The sequence below is a fragment of the Staphylococcus sp. GDB9P120P genome, assembly GCF_017893435.1.
In the GTDB taxonomy this organism is placed as follows: domain Bacteria; phylum Bacillota; class Bacilli; order Staphylococcales; family Staphylococcaceae; genus Staphylococcus; species Staphylococcus cohnii.
Window position 1 is genome coordinate 130,683 of record NZ_JAESNB010000008.1, and the last position, 16,220, is coordinate 146,902.

The 16,220-nt window shown below is 32.7% G+C and carries 13 protein-coding genes; 8 read left to right on the forward strand and 5 right to left on the reverse strand.

Annotated features, from left to right (window positions below; translation table 11 throughout):
• Positions 1-66 precede the first annotated feature (66 nt).
• A complete protein-coding gene (locus tag KA856_RS05870) occupies positions 67-1,014 on the forward strand; it encodes a class I SAM-dependent methyltransferase (RefSeq protein ID WP_210138545.1) in 948 nt (315 codons plus the stop codon).
• An 87-nt stretch (positions 1,015-1,101) separates the two neighbouring features.
• On the forward strand, positions 1,102-2,301 hold the full coding sequence (locus KA856_RS05875; RefSeq protein WP_210138546.1) for an acetate kinase: 1,200 nt from the start codon (positions 1,102-1,104) through the stop codon (positions 2,299-2,301).
• A 345-nt stretch (positions 2,302-2,646) separates the two neighbouring features.
• Here KA856_RS05875 and KA856_RS05880 read toward each other — a convergent pair whose 3' ends face one another.
• The gene (locus KA856_RS05880; RefSeq protein ID WP_210138547.1) at positions 2,647-3,813 is read right to left on the reverse strand and encodes an esterase-like activity of phytase family protein; all 1,167 of its coding nucleotides are present in this window, start codon (positions 3,811-3,813) and stop codon (positions 2,647-2,649) included.
• A gap of 203 nt (positions 3,814-4,016) precedes the next feature.
• Positions 4,017-4,520, reverse strand: coding sequence for a universal stress protein (locus KA856_RS05885; protein ID WP_019468610.1), 504 nt, complete (start codon positions 4,518-4,520; stop codon positions 4,017-4,019).
• 150 nt (positions 4,521-4,670) lie between these two features.
• Here KA856_RS05885 and ald point away from each other — a divergent pair, with 150 nt between their 5' ends.
• Entirely contained in the window at positions 4,671-5,786 is a 1,116-nt protein-coding gene (gene ald / locus KA856_RS05890; protein ID WP_107383787.1) for an alanine dehydrogenase, read from the forward strand.
• A gap of 113 nt (positions 5,787-5,899) precedes the next feature.
• Here the strand turns inward: ald and KA856_RS05895 are convergent, their stop codons facing one another.
• On the reverse strand, positions 5,900-6,529 hold the full coding sequence (locus KA856_RS05895) for a copper homeostasis protein CutC (RefSeq protein WP_210138548.1): 630 nt from the start codon (positions 6,527-6,529) through the stop codon (positions 5,900-5,902).
• Positions 6,526-7,578, reverse strand: a complete 1,053-nt coding sequence (locus tag KA856_RS05900; RefSeq protein ID WP_210138549.1) for a M24 family metallopeptidase — start codon at positions 7,576-7,578, stop codon at positions 6,526-6,528. Before KA856_RS05900 ends, KA856_RS05895 begins: the two co-directional genes overlap by 4 nt.
• 204 nt (positions 7,579-7,782) lie before the next feature.
• Here KA856_RS05900 and KA856_RS05905 point away from each other — a divergent pair, with 204 nt between their 5' ends.
• Positions 7,783-8,472, forward strand: coding sequence for a metal-dependent hydrolase (locus KA856_RS05905; protein WP_119536004.1), 690 nt, complete (start codon positions 7,783-7,785; stop codon positions 8,470-8,472).
• A gap of 144 nt (positions 8,473-8,616) precedes the next feature.
• Here the strand turns inward: KA856_RS05905 and KA856_RS05910 are convergent, their stop codons facing one another.
• Positions 8,617-9,030 carry a universal stress protein gene (locus KA856_RS05910; RefSeq protein WP_019468615.1) on the reverse strand — a complete coding sequence of 138 codons (414 nt, stop codon included), beginning with the start codon at positions 9,028-9,030 and terminating at the stop codon, positions 8,617-8,619.
• Between the two features lie 224 nt (positions 9,031-9,254).
• Here KA856_RS05910 and KA856_RS05915 point away from each other — a divergent pair, with 224 nt between their 5' ends.
• The 4 genes from KA856_RS05915 to ystJ all read left to right on the forward strand — a co-directional run bounded on the left by KA856_RS05915 (position 9,255) and on the right by ystJ (position 16,214).
• Complete coding sequence (locus KA856_RS05915) at positions 9,255-10,547, forward strand: DRTGG domain-containing protein (protein ID WP_210138550.1); 1,293 nt, start codon at positions 9,255-9,257, stop codon at positions 10,545-10,547.
• Between the two features lie 36 nt (positions 10,548-10,583).
• The gene (locus KA856_RS05920; RefSeq protein WP_107383782.1) at positions 10,584-11,519 is read left to right on the forward strand and encodes a DHH family phosphoesterase; all 936 of its coding nucleotides are present in this window, start codon (positions 10,584-10,586) and stop codon (positions 11,517-11,519) included.
• 20 nt (positions 11,520-11,539) lie between these two features.
• Entirely contained in the window at positions 11,540-14,743 is a 3,204-nt protein-coding gene (locus KA856_RS05925) for a DNA polymerase III subunit alpha (RefSeq protein WP_210138551.1), read from the forward strand.
• A gap of 238 nt (positions 14,744-14,981) precedes the next feature.
• Positions 14,982-16,214 carry an NADP-dependent malic enzyme gene (gene ystJ / locus KA856_RS05930; protein WP_210138552.1) on the forward strand — a complete coding sequence of 411 codons (1,233 nt, stop codon included), beginning with the start codon at positions 14,982-14,984 and terminating at the stop codon, positions 16,212-16,214.
• Positions 16,215-16,220: the final 6 nt, after the last annotated feature.

A 16,220-nucleotide genomic window follows, 5' to 3' on the forward strand; every position in this document is an offset into this window, starting at 1 on the left:
TATAAGTTAGGGTACTGACTTAATTTCAATTAAATTATGGACAGTTTTTTTAGAAAGGACTTTTAAATGGCACAAGAAGAAACAGTAATGGAACAATTATTTAAGGCACTTGATGAAAAAACCAAATCTTTAAATGAAGAGAATGGTCAAAGTTTCATAGAAAATTTAGGTCTTGCAATGGAAAATGTTTATACTAATCAAAGATCATTGCTGGAACAAGCTACATTACAAGATAGACGTAAAGCATTTCAATTTGCTTATTTAAATCTAATGCAAAAAGAAGATATTCAAGCAAACCATCAAATTACACCTGATTCAATTGGAATGATTCTAGGATTCCTTGCCGAGCGTTTTTTAAAAAACAAAGAAGCATTTCATGTCGCAGATATTGCAAGTGGGGCTGGACATTTGAGCGCTTCTGTACATGAAGTATTAACTGAACATACAGTTATGCATCATCTTGTTGAAGTTGATCCAGTATTATCTCGTGTGAGTGTACATTTAGCAAACTTTTTAGAAATCCCATTTGATGTTTATCCTCAAGATGCTATCATGCCACTTCCTTTTGAAGACGCAGATGTTGTTATTGGTGATTTACCAATAGGATATTATCCAGTGGATGATAGAAGTAATGAAATGGACTTAGGTTTTGAAGAAGGACATAGTTTTTCTCACTATTTATTAATTGAACAAGCAGTAACAGCATTAAAAGCATCAGGATATGCGTTTTTAGTAGTACCTAGTAATTTATTCGAGGGTACGAATGTGAAACAGTTACAAAATTTCATTGCAACAGAAACAGAAATGCAAGCTTTTCTAAACTTGCCATCTACACTGTTTAAAAATGAAAAAGCGCGTAAGTCGATACTCATTCTACAGAAAAAAGAAACTAATGTAACAAAGCCTGTAGAGGTTCTGTTAGCTAATATACCTGATTTCAAAAGCCCTCAACAATTCCAAGCTTTTTTACAAGATTTAAATGCTTGGATGATGGAAAATCATCCTGAAAATTAAACTGTAATATTCTTGAATTCTTACTGTATTAATGATTAAATAGATATGGATATAAAAAAACTTAATTTAAATTGGAGGCATTATGCTATGTCAAAATTAATTTTGGCTATTAACGCTGGTAGTTCATCATTGAAATTTCAACTTATTGAAATGCCGGAAGAAAAGATTATTACTAAAGGACTTATTGAACGTATTGGATTAAAAGATTCTGTATTTACTATTGAAGTAGGCGGAGAAAAAAACAAATCAACATTAGATATTACAGACCACGAACAAGCGGTTAATATTATGTTGGAAAGCTTCAAACAACATGGTGTAATTGATAGCATTTATGATATCGATGGAACAGGTCATCGTGTCGTACATGGTGGTGAATTATTCCCAAATTCAGTATATGTTACAGATGAAGTTGAGGAACAAATTGAGTCATTAAGTGAACTAGCACCATTACACAATCCTGCAAATTTAATGGGCATCCGTGCTTTTCGCAAATTATTACCAGAAATTCCACATGTAGCTATCTTTGATACTTCATTCCATCAAACAATGCCAGAGAAATCTTATTTATACAGCTTACCATACCAATATTATGAAGATTATGGTATTCGTAAATACGGATTCCATGGAACAAGTCATAAATATGTATCACAACGCGCAGCTGAAATTTTAGGCAAACCGATTGAAGAATTACGCATGATTTCATGTCATATCGGTAACGGAGCATCCATTGCTGCAATTGATGGTGGAGAATCTGTTGATACTTCAATGGGATTCACACCATTAGCTGGTGTTACTATGGGTACACGTTCAGGGAATATTGACCCTGCCTTAATACCATTTATTATGGAAAAAACAGGAAAAAATGCAGAAGAAGTTCTGAATACATTAAATAAAGAATCTGGTTTATTAGGTATTTCTGGTACTTCAAGTGATTTAAGAGATATTATTGATGAGGCAAAAGCAGGTAAAGAGCGTGCGCAATTAGCATTAGATGTGTTTGCATCAAGAATTCATAAATATATTGGTTCTTATGCGACACGTATGCACGGTGTAGATGTAATCATCTTTACTGCAGGCGTAGGTGAGAATTCTGATCCTGTTAGAGCAAAAGTTTTAGAAGGTTTAGAATTTATGGGTGTTTATTGGGATGCTAAGAAAAATGAAGCGATTCATGGCGAAGAAGGTTTCATTAACTATCCACATTCTCCTGTAAAAGTTATTGTTATCCCTACAAATGAAGAGGTAATGATTGCACGTGATGTAGTTAAATTTGGTAATCTTGAATAAATTTGATATCAAAAGTATGATAGATTAAAATGCACGATAGTTTTTTGACACAGTTTAAGATATAAAACAATGTTCAAAAATTAAAATCTATGATATAAATGTCTAGTTTATCAATAAGAGGGCCAATCCTTAATGTGGATTGGCCCTCTTTAAATTTAAAATATTACGATTTTGATCGTGCATGCTTGCCTGGGGATATGGCTCGAGCCTGTAGTCTCTCGCTCATATCATTTCCCCGGGCGTCAGCATATTTCATAATCCCTAAAATTTATATTTTAACTACTTATTTACCTTTAATTTAAATAGATATATGAATTCCAAAATAATAGCTGTTTTTTTCAATTCTTAAGGTTTTATTTCAAATGCAGTAAGGTTCGTTTGTTGTTTTTGATTAAAGTTATTATCTGATATAAGGACTAAACTGTCGTGACCATTTGGTAATTTTGGACCAAAGGACATACCTTCTATATTGTCAATATGTCCAATGTCTTGCTCATTAAGATTTGCAATTAATTGTTTTTTAACCGGTGTTACATGGTTCTTTTGCAGTGATTTGATATTTTTAGTATCTGTTCCGCTTGTGCTATCAATTTTATAAATACGTATATAATTTTTGAAATTGTTATTTTTATCTTGAACACTGGCACGCTCAAGTACAAGTAATTCCTTTTTATTCAATGTTAAAATTTCAGCAATTCCATTTTCAGCATCTTTATTTTTTCCTGGTTTTTTTGGAATTGAATCTAGATTATAAGGCTTTTCTGAAATAACATCGCCTTGACGATTATATTTTGTTAGGCGTGTTTTAGCGCCTGTTTTTATAGTTGGTAATTGATTATCTTGAAGTAAAGGTGCTTCCATAGAAGTCCATATATACTTACCATCTTCTGAAAAACTGCTACCTTCTAACGCGAGGTTATTTCTAAATCCATGTTTATTCTGATGTTCCATTTTAATGGGATTATGGATTTGAAGATTACTAATAAATGTGCCATTTCTAGTAGCTGTCCTTATAAACGGATTGAAACCAAGTTCGCAATCGCCTTCACTTGTATAAAGCAGACGTTTATTATTTAAAGGGTCAATTCTTATCGACTCAGGATCAGCAACAACATCATGTTGACGCTTCTTATATGATGACTTACTTGGATATTTTGTGCCATGTGGTTGTGTTAAATAGTGCATTTGTGTGAATTTCATTTTGTTAAATTTATGTTTATTGTAATTGATTTGGGCCTCATAAAACCTTGCTGGATTTTCTTCTGAGCGATCGTCGCTAATCATTAGCCACTTTTTGGATTTAGCATCATAAGAAATACCAGAAAGACCGCCTATTTTTGTATTTTTGAATGATTTATTATAAGGAATGGTTTCTGTATCAATATATTTTAATTGAGAAGCCGTTTTTTCATTTTTTACATTATCAGTATAAGCATATGTATGTGTTGACGAAGATATAAAATAAGTACTTATAAATAAACTAAGCATCATCATTCTCTTAAATTGGTTCATATCATTAACTCCTTTATGGCATTTCTTAATCCTATTTTACATGCTTGATATGAAGCTCATTTGAAGATGATATAACAATTTCTTAACAACTAAACAGGCTATGTGAAGATGATTAAGAAAAAAAGATAGTTTAACACGATATACAGTGTAAACTATCTTTTTTCTATAGCTGAATGTTTTATTAAATAAGTTGAACTTTATCGTTAATGTGCTTGATACTTGGATCTGAATTCATCTGTAGCTACTTGTGGTTGGAAATCTTCAGGAAGTTCTTCTGTACGTACCACCAACACGTCACAAGGAGAGTGACGCACAATTGCTTCTGATACAGAACCTACGATAAATCTTTCAACTGCGTTTAAACCTGATGTACCACACATAATTAAATCTGCATCAACATCAGCAGCCAATTTTTTAGGTATGATTGCTTTAGGTGAACCAAATTCTAGTCTTGTTTCAACTTCAGTAACACCAGCATTCGTTGCCACTTCTTTATAACCTTTTAATAAATCATCAGAGAAGTTTTTTGACTTTTCAGTAAATTGTGCATCATAAACTTCATAAGAAGAGTAAGTTCTTGAATCAATAACATTTACGATTGTTAGTTTTGAATCATTACGTTTTGCAACTTCTACAGCTTTATTAAATGCCCATTCAGCTTCATGTGATCCATCGACTGCGATTAAAATATTTTTATACGTTAGCATCACAATTACCTCCTTCATCTTCTTGCTTATATTATACCACTATTTACAGAATATTAACATAATTCGCCTTAATACATGTTGTAAAAATACTCTAAACTATGATTGCGCTTTCATATAATACGCGTTACTATAAATTTGGAGGTGGATAAAATGATAATAGGTATTCCGAAAGAGATTAAAAACAATGAAAATAGGGTGAGCTTATCACCAAGTGGTGTACATGCATTAGTAGAACAAGGCCACTCAGTTATTGTTGAAAAATCTGCTGGTTTAGGTTCATATTTTGAAGACGATGATTATATTACAGCTGGGGCTAAAATTGGTGATGGACCGGCTGAAGTATGGAACGTTGATATGGTTATGAAAGTTAAAGAACCATTAGAAGAAGAGTTCCAATTCTTTAAGGAAGGGTTAATACTATTTACTTATTTACATTTAGCAAATGAAAAGAAACTCACACAAGCTTTATTAGATAATAAAGTAATAGGTATTGCTTATGAAACAGTTCAATTGCCAGATAAATCATTACCATTATTAACGCCGATGAGTGAAGTAGCAGGGCGTATGTCTGCACAAATTGGTGCTGAATTTTTACAAAAATATAAAGGCGGCATGGGCATTTTACTTGGTGGTGTACCTGGTGTAGCTAAAGGTCGCGTAACGATCATCGGCGGCGGTCAGGCTGGTACAAATGCTGCTAAAATTGCATTAGGTTTAGGTGCCGATGTAACGATTTTGGATGTTAACCCTAAGCGCTTACAAGAGCTTGAAGATTTATTTGATGGCCGTGTACACACAATTATGTCTAATCCATTAAATATTGAAGAATGTGTTAAAAATAGTGACTTAGTCATCGGTGCGGTATTAATTCCAGGTGCCAAAGCACCAAACCTAGTTACTGAAGACATGGTAAAATCTATGAAAGACGGTTCGGTAATCGTTGATATTGCTATAGACCAAGGTGGTATTTTCGAAACGACTGATCGTATTTCAACACATGACGATCCAACATATAAAAAACATGGTGTTGTACATTATGCTGTGGCTAATATGCCTGGTGCAGTGCCACGTACTTCTACTATTGCATTAAATAATGCAACGTTACCTTATGCATTACAAATTGCGGGAAAAGGTTATTTAAAAGCATTACAAGATAATGAACCTTTATCATTAGGTTTAAATACAATTAATGGCGTATTAACCAATAAAGGTGTAGGTGAAGCTTTGAATTTACCATATTCTAATGTGGAAAGTACTCTAAAATAATAAAAAATAACAAACAAAAACTGGTAATCTCTTCTATATAGCAGAGGTTACCAGTTTTTAATTTCAGGTTTAATACGATTTATTAAAATTTAGTGCCGAGTAAATTTGTTATGTCATACAATTTTTGTACCGTGTATCTCTTGAAAAGGGAATGCACTAATGAGTTCTTGAACATTAGATTTTGTTAAACCGCCACCGGGCATGATCTCAATCTTTCCTCCAGAATTCACGACCAACTTACCAAGCTGATTTAAATTGTCAAAAATATTAGTATCAGCTGGACCCCCATGTGTCAATAATCTACTAAAACCAAGTTCAATTAATTTGTGTAATGCTTTTACCTGACCTTCTAAATGTATTTCATCAAACGCCATATGACAAACAACAGGTATCGGTGATGCTAGTTGTTTTAAAGTTTTCATTTGCCATTCATTCAATGTGTTATCATCTGTTAAACAACCGAATACAAAATAATCAATATCAAATGATTTAATTGCTTTAATATCTCGCTGCATAATTTCAAAGTCATATAGGCTATATACAAAATCACCGCCACGTGGACGAATCATGACAGCAATTTCTACGTTGTTTGCTTTGCAAATTTCAGTAGCAATTTCAATCATTCCTATACTTGGCGTGGTTCCTCCGACATGTAAGTGATCACACAATTCAACACGATCTGCGCCATTTTCAATCGCATATTCAACTTGTTGGATTGTTTCGACTACGGCTTCTTTAATCATTTTTCGTAACCTGTCAAACTTTCGTTTCCATTTTCAGTTACGAGAATATCATCTTCTATACGGACACCAGCTACACCAGGCACATAGATGCCAGGTTCTACAGTTACAACCATTCCTGGTACAAATTCATTTGTATTTGTACTAGAAACATCTTGATATTCATGTTCTTCTAATCCAAGACCATGTCCTAATCGATGAGGGAAATAGTCTCCGTACCCAGCATCTGTAATAATACCTCGAGCAATAGCGTCTATATCTTTAATTTGTACACCAGGTTTAATTGCAGCGATTGCCTCTTGTTCGGCTTTTAATACGATATCGTATATGTTTTGAGCATCTGAGCTAGGTTGTCCAAATCTAATTGTTCTTGTCATATCACTACAATAGTTATCATAAATGACACCTAAATCAAATAATACAAATTCATTATTTTGTAATTGACGGTCACCAGGTATACCATGTGGTGACGCTGCATGGTCGCCGAATAGGACCATCGTATCAAAGCTCATTTCATTAACGCCATAAGCTTTGATTTCATATTCAATGTGATTAACAACTTGTCGTTCTGTCACACCTTCTTTTAAGAAACTTGCCCCAATTTCAATACATTTATCTGCAAGTTCACAAGCTTTACGAATTTTAGCAATTTCAGAATCGCTTTTAACATTACGTAATGATTTTATTGTTTGATCAATATCACCGAACGCTTTTACATCAAAAGCTTCGATTAATTCACGTTGACGTTGCACAGTTAAGTGTGCCGCTTCAACTAACATTTTATTGAAAGTAAAAGGATATTTATCTAATGCATTTTCTGTATCAAGGTAACCAATGATTTCACCATCAAATGGTGAAGCCTTTACTTCTTCGACTTCTAATTGTGGACAATATAGGACTTGATCGCCATTTTCTTTGATTAATAAAGCTAGTAAACGTTCATGAGGATCACTTAAATAGCCAGTGAAATAAAAGATGTTCAATGGGGTAGTAATCCATGCTGCGTCAGCTTGTTGTGATTTTAATGATTCTTTAACTTGTTGTAACTTCATTTTTACTGCCTCCTAAATATATGATTATATTAATTTTATGTTAGTTGTGTAAGGAATTCAAAAATAATATGTTGAAATAAGGTATATTGCTAAAATTATTAAAGAATTATCAAATATAAGCGCGTATTTTGATATAAGCGTGTTATAACTGTTAATAATTGTGGTATATATAAAACAAACAGTTTTATGGGAGGAATTATCGATATGAAATTATCTTTTCACGGACAATCAACGATTTATTTTGAAGCGAATGGCAAAAAAGTAATTGTTGATCCATTTATTACGGGCAACGATTTATCCGATTTAGATGCTGAAACTTTAGAAGTTGATTATATTATTTTAACACATGGTCATGGAGACCATTTTGGTGATACGATTGAATTAGCAAATAGAAATCACGCAACAGTTATTGGTTCAGCAGAATTAGGTGATTATTTAACGACTACTAAAAATGTTGAAAATGTTAGACCTATGAATATTGGTGGTAAAGCAGAATTTGATTTTGGAACGGTTAAGTTTGTACAAGCGTTTCACAGTTCTAGCTTGACTGATGACAATGGTATTCCCGTATATTTAGGAATGCCGATGGGGCTAATTTTAGAAATAGAAGGCAAGACGATTTATCATACTGGTGATACAGGATTATTTGGTGACATGAAATTAATTGCTGAACGTCATCCGGTTGACATTTGTTTTATTCCAATTGGTGATAATTTCACAATGGGCATTGATGATGCTAGTTTTGCAATTAATCAGTTCATTAAACCTAAAATTACAGTACCAATTCACTACAATACATTTGACTTAATCAAACAAAATCCAGATGACTTCAAGTCAGCTGTTTCAGAAGGTGAAGTACAGATATTAAACCCAGGTGACGCAGTTCGACTTTAGAGTGATAGCGATATCAACAGTTTATACTAAAATATAAACGCCAATTTCACTAACATCATAGTAGAAATTGGCGTTTTCTTTGTTTTTATGGGATTGCACCATTTGTTGCAATGAGATGATTATCCCAGTCATTACATCGCTATACTATTTTACAATAAGCACAGGGATGCTTGCTCTTTTAGCAACTTTGTGACTCACGCTACCTAGTACGAATTTTTTCTTTTCTTCGGCACGACGGTTACTGAGGACAACTATTTCATATTTGCCACTATTTGCTTCTTTTACCAATTGTTCTTTGGCATTACCACGCACAATGATTTCATCATATTTGATGCCATACTCATCGAGTGTATTTCGAGTGCTTTCTAACCCTTTACTACGTTTTTCAACGAGTTTATCTAAATGAACACCAGATTTAATCGATGCTTGTGCATCTTGCTCACTGATTGCATTAAGAATTGTTACAACAGTGTCTTCACCAGCTAACTTAGAAACTTCTTTAAGTGCTTTTTCATTTTTAAGTGTTGTATCAACACCAAGTAAAATATTTTTAAACATTATTCTATCCCTCCTTAATTCTATTCTAATTAGAGTTTATCACAAATCAAATTAAAAATTATATGTTTTCATATTAACAGAGTAAAAAGTTTTATAGATATTAATATCTTAGTGAATATATGTCATAATTAAAGTTAAAATATATTTTTTAAGTGATTAAATCGCAATTTTAGTTATAAAAAGTTATAATATCATAGAAAATGTCCAAAAATGAGGTTATTACAATGACAAAGCATGAGCAAATTTTATCTTATATCGAATCTTTAGCAGTAGGGCAAAAAATTTCTGTTAGAAAAATAGCGAAAGATTTAAATGTCTCTGAAGGGACAGCTTATCGTGCGATCAAAGATGCCGGTAGAATTGGTTTAGTAGCAACAATCGATAGAGTTGGTACTGTCCGAATAGAAAAGAAAACACGTGAACAAATTGAACAACTTACATTTGGAGAAATTGTAAAAATAATTGATGGACAAGTATTAGGAGGAAGAAATGGCCTCATCAAGACATTAACAAAATTTGCTATTGGCGCAATGGAAATTGAAGATGTGGTAAAGTATTTAAGTCCACATACATTGTTGATTGTAGGAAATCGAAAAGATGTCCAACTAGCCGCTTTGAAAAGAGGAAGTGCAGTATTGATTACTGGTGGTTTTAGAACGTCCAATGAAATAATCAAATATGCTGATGAACATGATTTACCAATACTATCATCTAATTATGATACATATTTAGTTGCGAATATTATTAACAGAGCGATGTATAATCAAATGATTCGGAAAGAAATATTAGTCGTCGAAGATATAGTGAAATCTGTGAATGAAGATACTGTGGTTTTTGATAATATGACTTTGCACGATTATAAAGAAAAAGCAAAACGCACAGGTCACTCCAGATTCCCAGTTATTGATGAACATTGGCGCTTAGTTGGTATCATTACGAGTAAAGAAATAATTAAAATGGAAGACAAGGATACTTTAGCACATTTTATGACTAAGTCTCCGCTTAATGTACAACTATCAACTACAGTAGCAAATTGTGCGCACATGATGATTTGGGAAGGCATCGAATTATTACCAGTGATTTCACCAAGCAAAAAATTAATTGGTGTAATTACAAGAAAAGATGTATTGATAGCAATGCAATTACTGAGTCGTCAGCCCCAGGTAGGCGAAACCATTAATGATCAAGTAGCTAAACATATTACAATTGCAAATGATGATATTCAAGTACAAACTTCGCCTTTACTTACAAATCAGTTTGGTACACTGAGTAAAGCGGTGTTTGTAGCTATTATTGAAGAAACTGTGCGTTATGAAATGCGAAAATTAAAGAAACTTGAAGTAATGATTGAAAGTTTAAATATCATTTACATTAAGACTGTGCAAATTGAATCTGAAATTAATGTACATTATGATATGTTAGATGTAGGAAGAAATTTTGCAAAATTAGAAGTAACGATGACAAGTGATGGTAAACAAGTTGCAAAAGCAATGATTATTTGTCAAATGATAGATTAAAAGGCACATATATAACTTTAAAAAAGGAAGATAAAAATGACGATAGAATTTAATCAAATTATGGATGAAATAAAAGCGGTTCAAACAGTAATCATACATAGACATGTAAGACCAGATCCAGATGCTTATGGGTCACAACTTGGAATGAAAAATTATTTGAAACTTAAATTTCCAGAAAAGAATATTTATGCAGTAGGAGAAGGAGAACCGTCACTTGATTTTATCGGTACTTTTGATGATATTAGTGATGACCAATATAACGAAGCATTGGTTATCGTATGTGATACTGCTAATTCTCCTAGAATCAGTGACCATAGATTCAATGCTGGCAAGCGTCTTGTTAAAATAGATCATCATCCAGCAGTTGACCAATACGGAGATATTAACTATGTGAATGATCAAGCATCATCAACGAGTGAGATTATTTTTGATTTTATAAGTCATTTTAACGATCAATCACTAATTGATGATTCTGTAGCAAGAGTATTATATTTAGGTATTGTAGGAGATACTGGACGGTTTTTATTTAATAATACAACACCACATACTATGGAAGTCGCAAGCCAATTATTAAAATATTCATTTAACCATCAACAAGAATTGAATAAATTAGGGGAAAAAGATCCAAAACTATTACCTTTTCAAGGCCATGTTTTACAGAATTTTGATTTAAATGAAAAAGGTTTTTGTAAAGTGAAAATCACCAAAGATGTACTTGAGGAATTTGATATTGTAGCGAATGAAGCTTCGCTTTTTGTCAATGCGATTGCTGATATTCAAGGATTGAAAATATGGGTGTTTGCGGTAGATGAAGGTTCCGAAATTAGATGTCGCATTCGTTCTAAAGGTATCGTCATTAATGATATTGCTAATGCATTTGGTGGTGGAGGTCATCCGAATGCATCTGGTGTTTCAGTTGCAGATTGGCAGCAATTTGAAGAATTAGCACAAGCATTAAATAATAAATTGTAAGATTAAGGAGGTATTTGCTGATGGTTGCGCATTTAAACGTTCATACATCGTATGACTTATTGAATTCAAGTATTAAAATTAAAGATGTCATTGCGAAAGCAACGAAAGAAGGTTATACATCGTTAGCAATTACAGATACAAACGTTTTATATGGTTATCCTCAATTTTATGACGCGTGTATTGCAGCAAATATCCATCCTTTATTTGGAATGACGATTTATCTTACAGATGGTTTATCATCAATTGAAACTATAGTACTTGCTAAAAATAATCAAGGTCTAAAAGATTTATTTAAATTATCTTCTGCCATAAAAATGAAAGAGAAGACTGAAACGCCAATAGAGTGGCTGAATAAATATATTAATCATTTGGTTATCATATTTAAAAATGTTACGGAAGCACACCAAAGTATATTACAAAATTTCACTGATAAAGAAGATATATTTGTAAATCACAATAGCCAACAACGATTAGATTTTCCAGTTGTATGGGCGCAAAGTACAAATTATTTAAATGAAGATGATGCGGATACTTTAACGGCTTTAGCTGCTATAAAAAATAATGAGAAATTAGATTTGGTTAAAGAAGTTTATAATTATAATGCACATATGTATAGTCGGACCGATTTGGATGCGTTTAATTTAAATGAGCAAATTTGGCAAAATACAAATTACATCGCGTCCATCTGTAATGCTGAACTACAATATCATCAATCGTTATTACCTAAATTCAAGACACCGAATAACCAACCGTCTAAAGATTACCTTTATCAAATTCTCCAACAAAATTTGAAACAACTAAATTTACCTAAAGCATCATTACAAAAATACGATGACAGGCTTAATCATGAATATGAGATTATTACACGCATGGGTTTTGAAGATTATTTTTTAATTGTTAGTGATTTAATCCATTATGCCAAAACTCATGATGTATTAGTCGGTCCGGGTCGTGGTTCATCTGCTGGCTCCTTAGTCAGTTATCTATTAGATATTACGACGATTGATCCCATTAAATATAACTTGTTATTTGAGCGCTTTTTAAATCCTGAACGTGTTACTATGCCAGATATTGATATCGATTTTGAAGATACGCATAGAGAAAAAGTGATTAGATACGTACAAGAAAAATATGGTGATAACCACGTTGCTGGCATTGTGACGTTTGGTCATTTATTAGCGAGGGCAGTTTCAAGAGATGTAGGTCGAATTATGGGTTTTGATGAAATAACATTAAATGAGATCTCATCTTTAATCCCTCATAAATTAGGTATTACATTAGATGAGGCATATGAGAAAACTGAATTTAAACAATTTGTGCATAGAAATCATCGGCATGAACGCTGGTTTGAAATTTGTAAAAAGTTAGAAGGATTGCCACGACATACGTCAACACATGCAGCAGGGATCATTATAAACGATCATCCTTTATATGAATATACACCATTAACCTTAGGAGATACGGGGTTATTGACGCAGTGGACCATGACTGAAGCTGAACGTATTGGCCTTTTAAAAATTGATTTTCTAGGTTTACGAAACTTATCCATTATTCATCAAATAGTTAAACAAGTAAAAAGAGATATGAATATTGATATAGATATTGAATCCATTCCTTTTAATGATCCAAAAGTATTTCAGTTACTCTCGCAGGGTGACACAACAGGTGTATTCCAATTAGAATCTGATGGCATACGAAATGTATTGAAAAAATTACAGCCAGAACAATTTGAAGATATTGTGGCAGTAACTTCTTTGTATAGACCAGGACCTATGGAAGAAATTCCAACCTATATTACAAGAAGACACTTCCCTGAAAAAGTACAATATTTGCATAAAGATTTAGAACCCATATTAAAAACTACTTACGGTGTAATTATTTATCAAGAACAAATTATGCAAATCGCGAGTAAGTTTGCTCATTTTAGTTATGGTGAAGCAGATATATTAAGACGTGCTATGAGTAAAAAAAATCGTGCAGTATTAGAGAGTGAGCGACAACATTTTGTGGAAGGTGCTTTAAGTAACGGATATGATGAACGATTAAGCAAGCAGATTTTTGATTTGATTTTAAAATTTGCAGACTATGGCTTTGCACGTGCACATGCAGTGAGCTATTCCAAAATAGCTTATATTATGAGTTATTTAAAAGTGCACTATGCTAATTATTTTTATGCCAATATTTTAAGTAATTCAATTGGTAGCGAAAAAAAGACGGCACAAATGATCGATGAAGCGAAACATCAGCAATTAAATATATTAGCACCTAATATTAATGAAAGTCATTGGTTTTATAAAGCAAGTAATAAAGGTATATATTTATCTTTAGGTGCGATTAAAGGCATAGGTTATCAAAGTGTTAAACTCATTGTAGATGAAAGAAAAAGTAATGGTGCATATAAAGATTTCTTTGACTTTACACGTCGTATACCTAAAAGAATAAAGAGTAGGAAATTACTTGAGGCATTAATATTAGTCGGCGCTTTTGATACATTTGGTAAAAATAGAGCGACTTTATTACAGTCTATTGACCAAGTGTTAGATGACGTCTCCGATGTTGAACAAGATGGTTTTATTTTCGATGTGTTGACACCTAAAACAACATATGAAGAAAAAGAAGAGCTACCAGATCAAGTGTTAAGTGATTATGAAAAAGAATATTTAGGGTTTTATGTATCTACACATCCTGTAGAAAAAGCATTTGAAGAAAAACAATATCTTGGTATTTATAAACTTAATAATGCCAGAGATAATCAACCAATCTTTGTTCAAATCGACCAGTTAAAACGTATTCGTACTAAAAATGGACAAAACATGGCATTTATTACATTAAATGATGGTCTTAACAATTTAGATGGTGTGGTGTTCCCAGACGCATATAAAAAATTTGAAGTATATTTAAACAGTACAGATACGCTTATCGTGAAAGGAAAATTTGAAAATAGAAATAATAAAAAGCAACTTATTATTAACCAAATAGAAAATGTTGCGTCATTTGAGAGCAATAAATTAGCAAATGCGAAACAAGTAATCATAAGAAATATTGAAAGTTTATCGGAAATAAAACAATGGTTAAATTCACAAGAAACTGCAGACGATATCCCAGTGAAATATTTTCAAGAAAAACAAAATCAATTTAAAATTATAGGTTTTATCTCGCGTGAAAAAGAAAAAATTGAAGTGCTTATATCTAAGTTCTCACCGTGGGATATAAGGATAATTTAACTTTATCAAGTCCATAAACTATGATATAGTAAACTGATGGTTAAGTTGAAACTTACCATCAGTTTATATTAAATGATGGCATCAATCCTTCATGTAAAATATATGTTTTTATTACAAAAGTTAACATACAACTTATGCTTGGGATTTAATACTAACGATAACATTTGTAATTTATGTTAGATTGTAATAAAAATATATATGACTGATTAAAATTATTGAATGTAAGGGGTAGGTTTACATGACATTAAGAGACGACGCACTAGAAATGCATAGAATAAATCAAGGTAAATTAGAAGTTACACCAAAAGTTCAAGTGACCAATAAAGAAGAGTTGAGTTTAGCGTATTCACCTGGTGTAGCTGAGCCATGTAAAGAAATACACGAAGACCCTAGAAAAGTATTTGAATATACAATGAAAGCAAATACAGTCGCAGTTGTTACAGATGGTACAGCTGTACTTGGATTAGGTGACATAGGTCCAGAAGCTAGTATTGCAGTAATGGAAGGTAAAGCAGTTTTGTTTAAAAGTTTTTCAGGTATAGATGGTGTACCAATTGCACTAAATACTACGGATACAGATGAAATTGTTAATACAGTGAAGTTATTAGAACCTAACTACGGCGGCATTAATCTTGAAGATATTTCTGCTCCACGTTGTTTTGAAATAGAAGAGCGTTTGAAAAAAGAAACAAAAATACCTGTTTTTCATGATGACCAACATGGGACAGCAATTGTTACAGTTGCAGGTATGATAAATGCGCTGCGCATTATAGATAAAGAATTATCGGATATAAAAGTGGTGCTTAACGGAGCTGGTGCAGCAGGTATGGCAATTGTTCAATTACTGTATTCATATGGTGTTAGAGATATGATTATGTGTGATTCCAAAGGTGCAATTTATGAAGGTCGTTCCCATGGAATGAATGATACAAAATCATTTGTAGCTAAATGGACAAACAGAGATAGAGTCGAAGGTTCGTTAAATGATGTAATTAAAGATGCTGACGTATTTATTGGTGTTTCTGTAGCTGATTTATTAACAAAAGAAATGGTTGAGTCAATGGCTAAAGATCCAATTATATTTGCAATGGCGAATCCTAACCCTGAAATCAACCCTGATGTAGCAAAAGAAGCAGGCGCTAAAGTAATTGGAACTGGTCGTTCTGATTACCCAAATCAAATCAATAACGTACTTGCATTTCCTGGTATATTCAGAGGTGCATTAGATGTAGAAGCTACACACATTAATGAAGAGATGAAACAAGCTGCAGTAGAAGCAATTGCAGACTTAATTAAACCGGAAGAATTAAATCCAGATTACTGTATTCCAGGTCCATTTGATAAACGTGTTGCACCTTCTGTTGCTAGAGAGGTTGCAAAGGCAGCAATGGAAACAGGGGTAGCAAGAACAGATATGGATCCAGAAGAAATTTATAATAAAACAATGAAATTAACAGACTTAGATAAATAATATTCA

What these genes read in the sequence shown, in the direction of transcription:
- KA856_RS05915 (WP_210138550.1), top strand. Translation starts at nt 9,255, where the DNA reads ATGACAAAGCATGAGCAAATTTTATCTTATATCGAATCTTTAGCAGTA.
- ald (WP_107383787.1), top strand. Translation starts at nt 4,671, where the DNA reads ATGATAATAGGTATTCCGAAAGAGATTAAAAACAATGAAAATAGGGTG.
- KA856_RS05925 (WP_210138551.1), top strand. Translation starts at nt 11,540, where the DNA reads ATGGTTGCGCATTTAAACGTTCATACATCGTATGACTTATTGAATTCA.
- KA856_RS05920 (WP_107383782.1), top strand. Translation starts at nt 10,584, where the DNA reads ATGACGATAGAATTTAATCAAATTATGGATGAAATAAAAGCGGTTCAA.
- KA856_RS05870 (WP_210138545.1), top strand. Translation starts at nt 67, where the DNA reads ATGGCACAAGAAGAAACAGTAATGGAACAATTATTTAAGGCACTTGAT.
- ystJ (WP_210138552.1), top strand. Translation starts at nt 14,982, where the DNA reads ATGACATTAAGAGACGACGCACTAGAAATGCATAGAATAAATCAAGGT.
- KA856_RS05900 (WP_210138549.1), bottom strand. Translation starts at nt 7,578, where the DNA reads ATGAAGTTACAACAAGTTAAAGAATCATTAAAATCACAACAAGCTGAC.
- KA856_RS05905 (WP_119536004.1), top strand. Translation starts at nt 7,783, where the DNA reads ATGAAATTATCTTTTCACGGACAATCAACGATTTATTTTGAAGCGAAT.
- KA856_RS05875 (WP_210138546.1), top strand. Translation starts at nt 1,102, where the DNA reads ATGTCAAAATTAATTTTGGCTATTAACGCTGGTAGTTCATCATTGAAA.
- KA856_RS05910 (WP_019468615.1), bottom strand. Translation starts at nt 9,030, where the DNA reads ATGTTTAAAAATATTTTACTTGGTGTTGATACAACACTTAAAAATGAA.
- KA856_RS05885 (WP_019468610.1), bottom strand. Translation starts at nt 4,520, where the DNA reads ATGCTAACGTATAAAAATATTTTAATCGCAGTCGATGGATCACATGAA.
- KA856_RS05895 (WP_210138548.1), bottom strand. Translation starts at nt 6,529, where the DNA reads ATGATTAAAGAAGCCGTAGTCGAAACAATCCAACAAGTTGAATATGCG.
- KA856_RS05880 (WP_210138547.1), bottom strand. Translation starts at nt 3,813, where the DNA reads ATGAACCAATTTAAGAGAATGATGATGCTTAGTTTATTTATAAGTACT.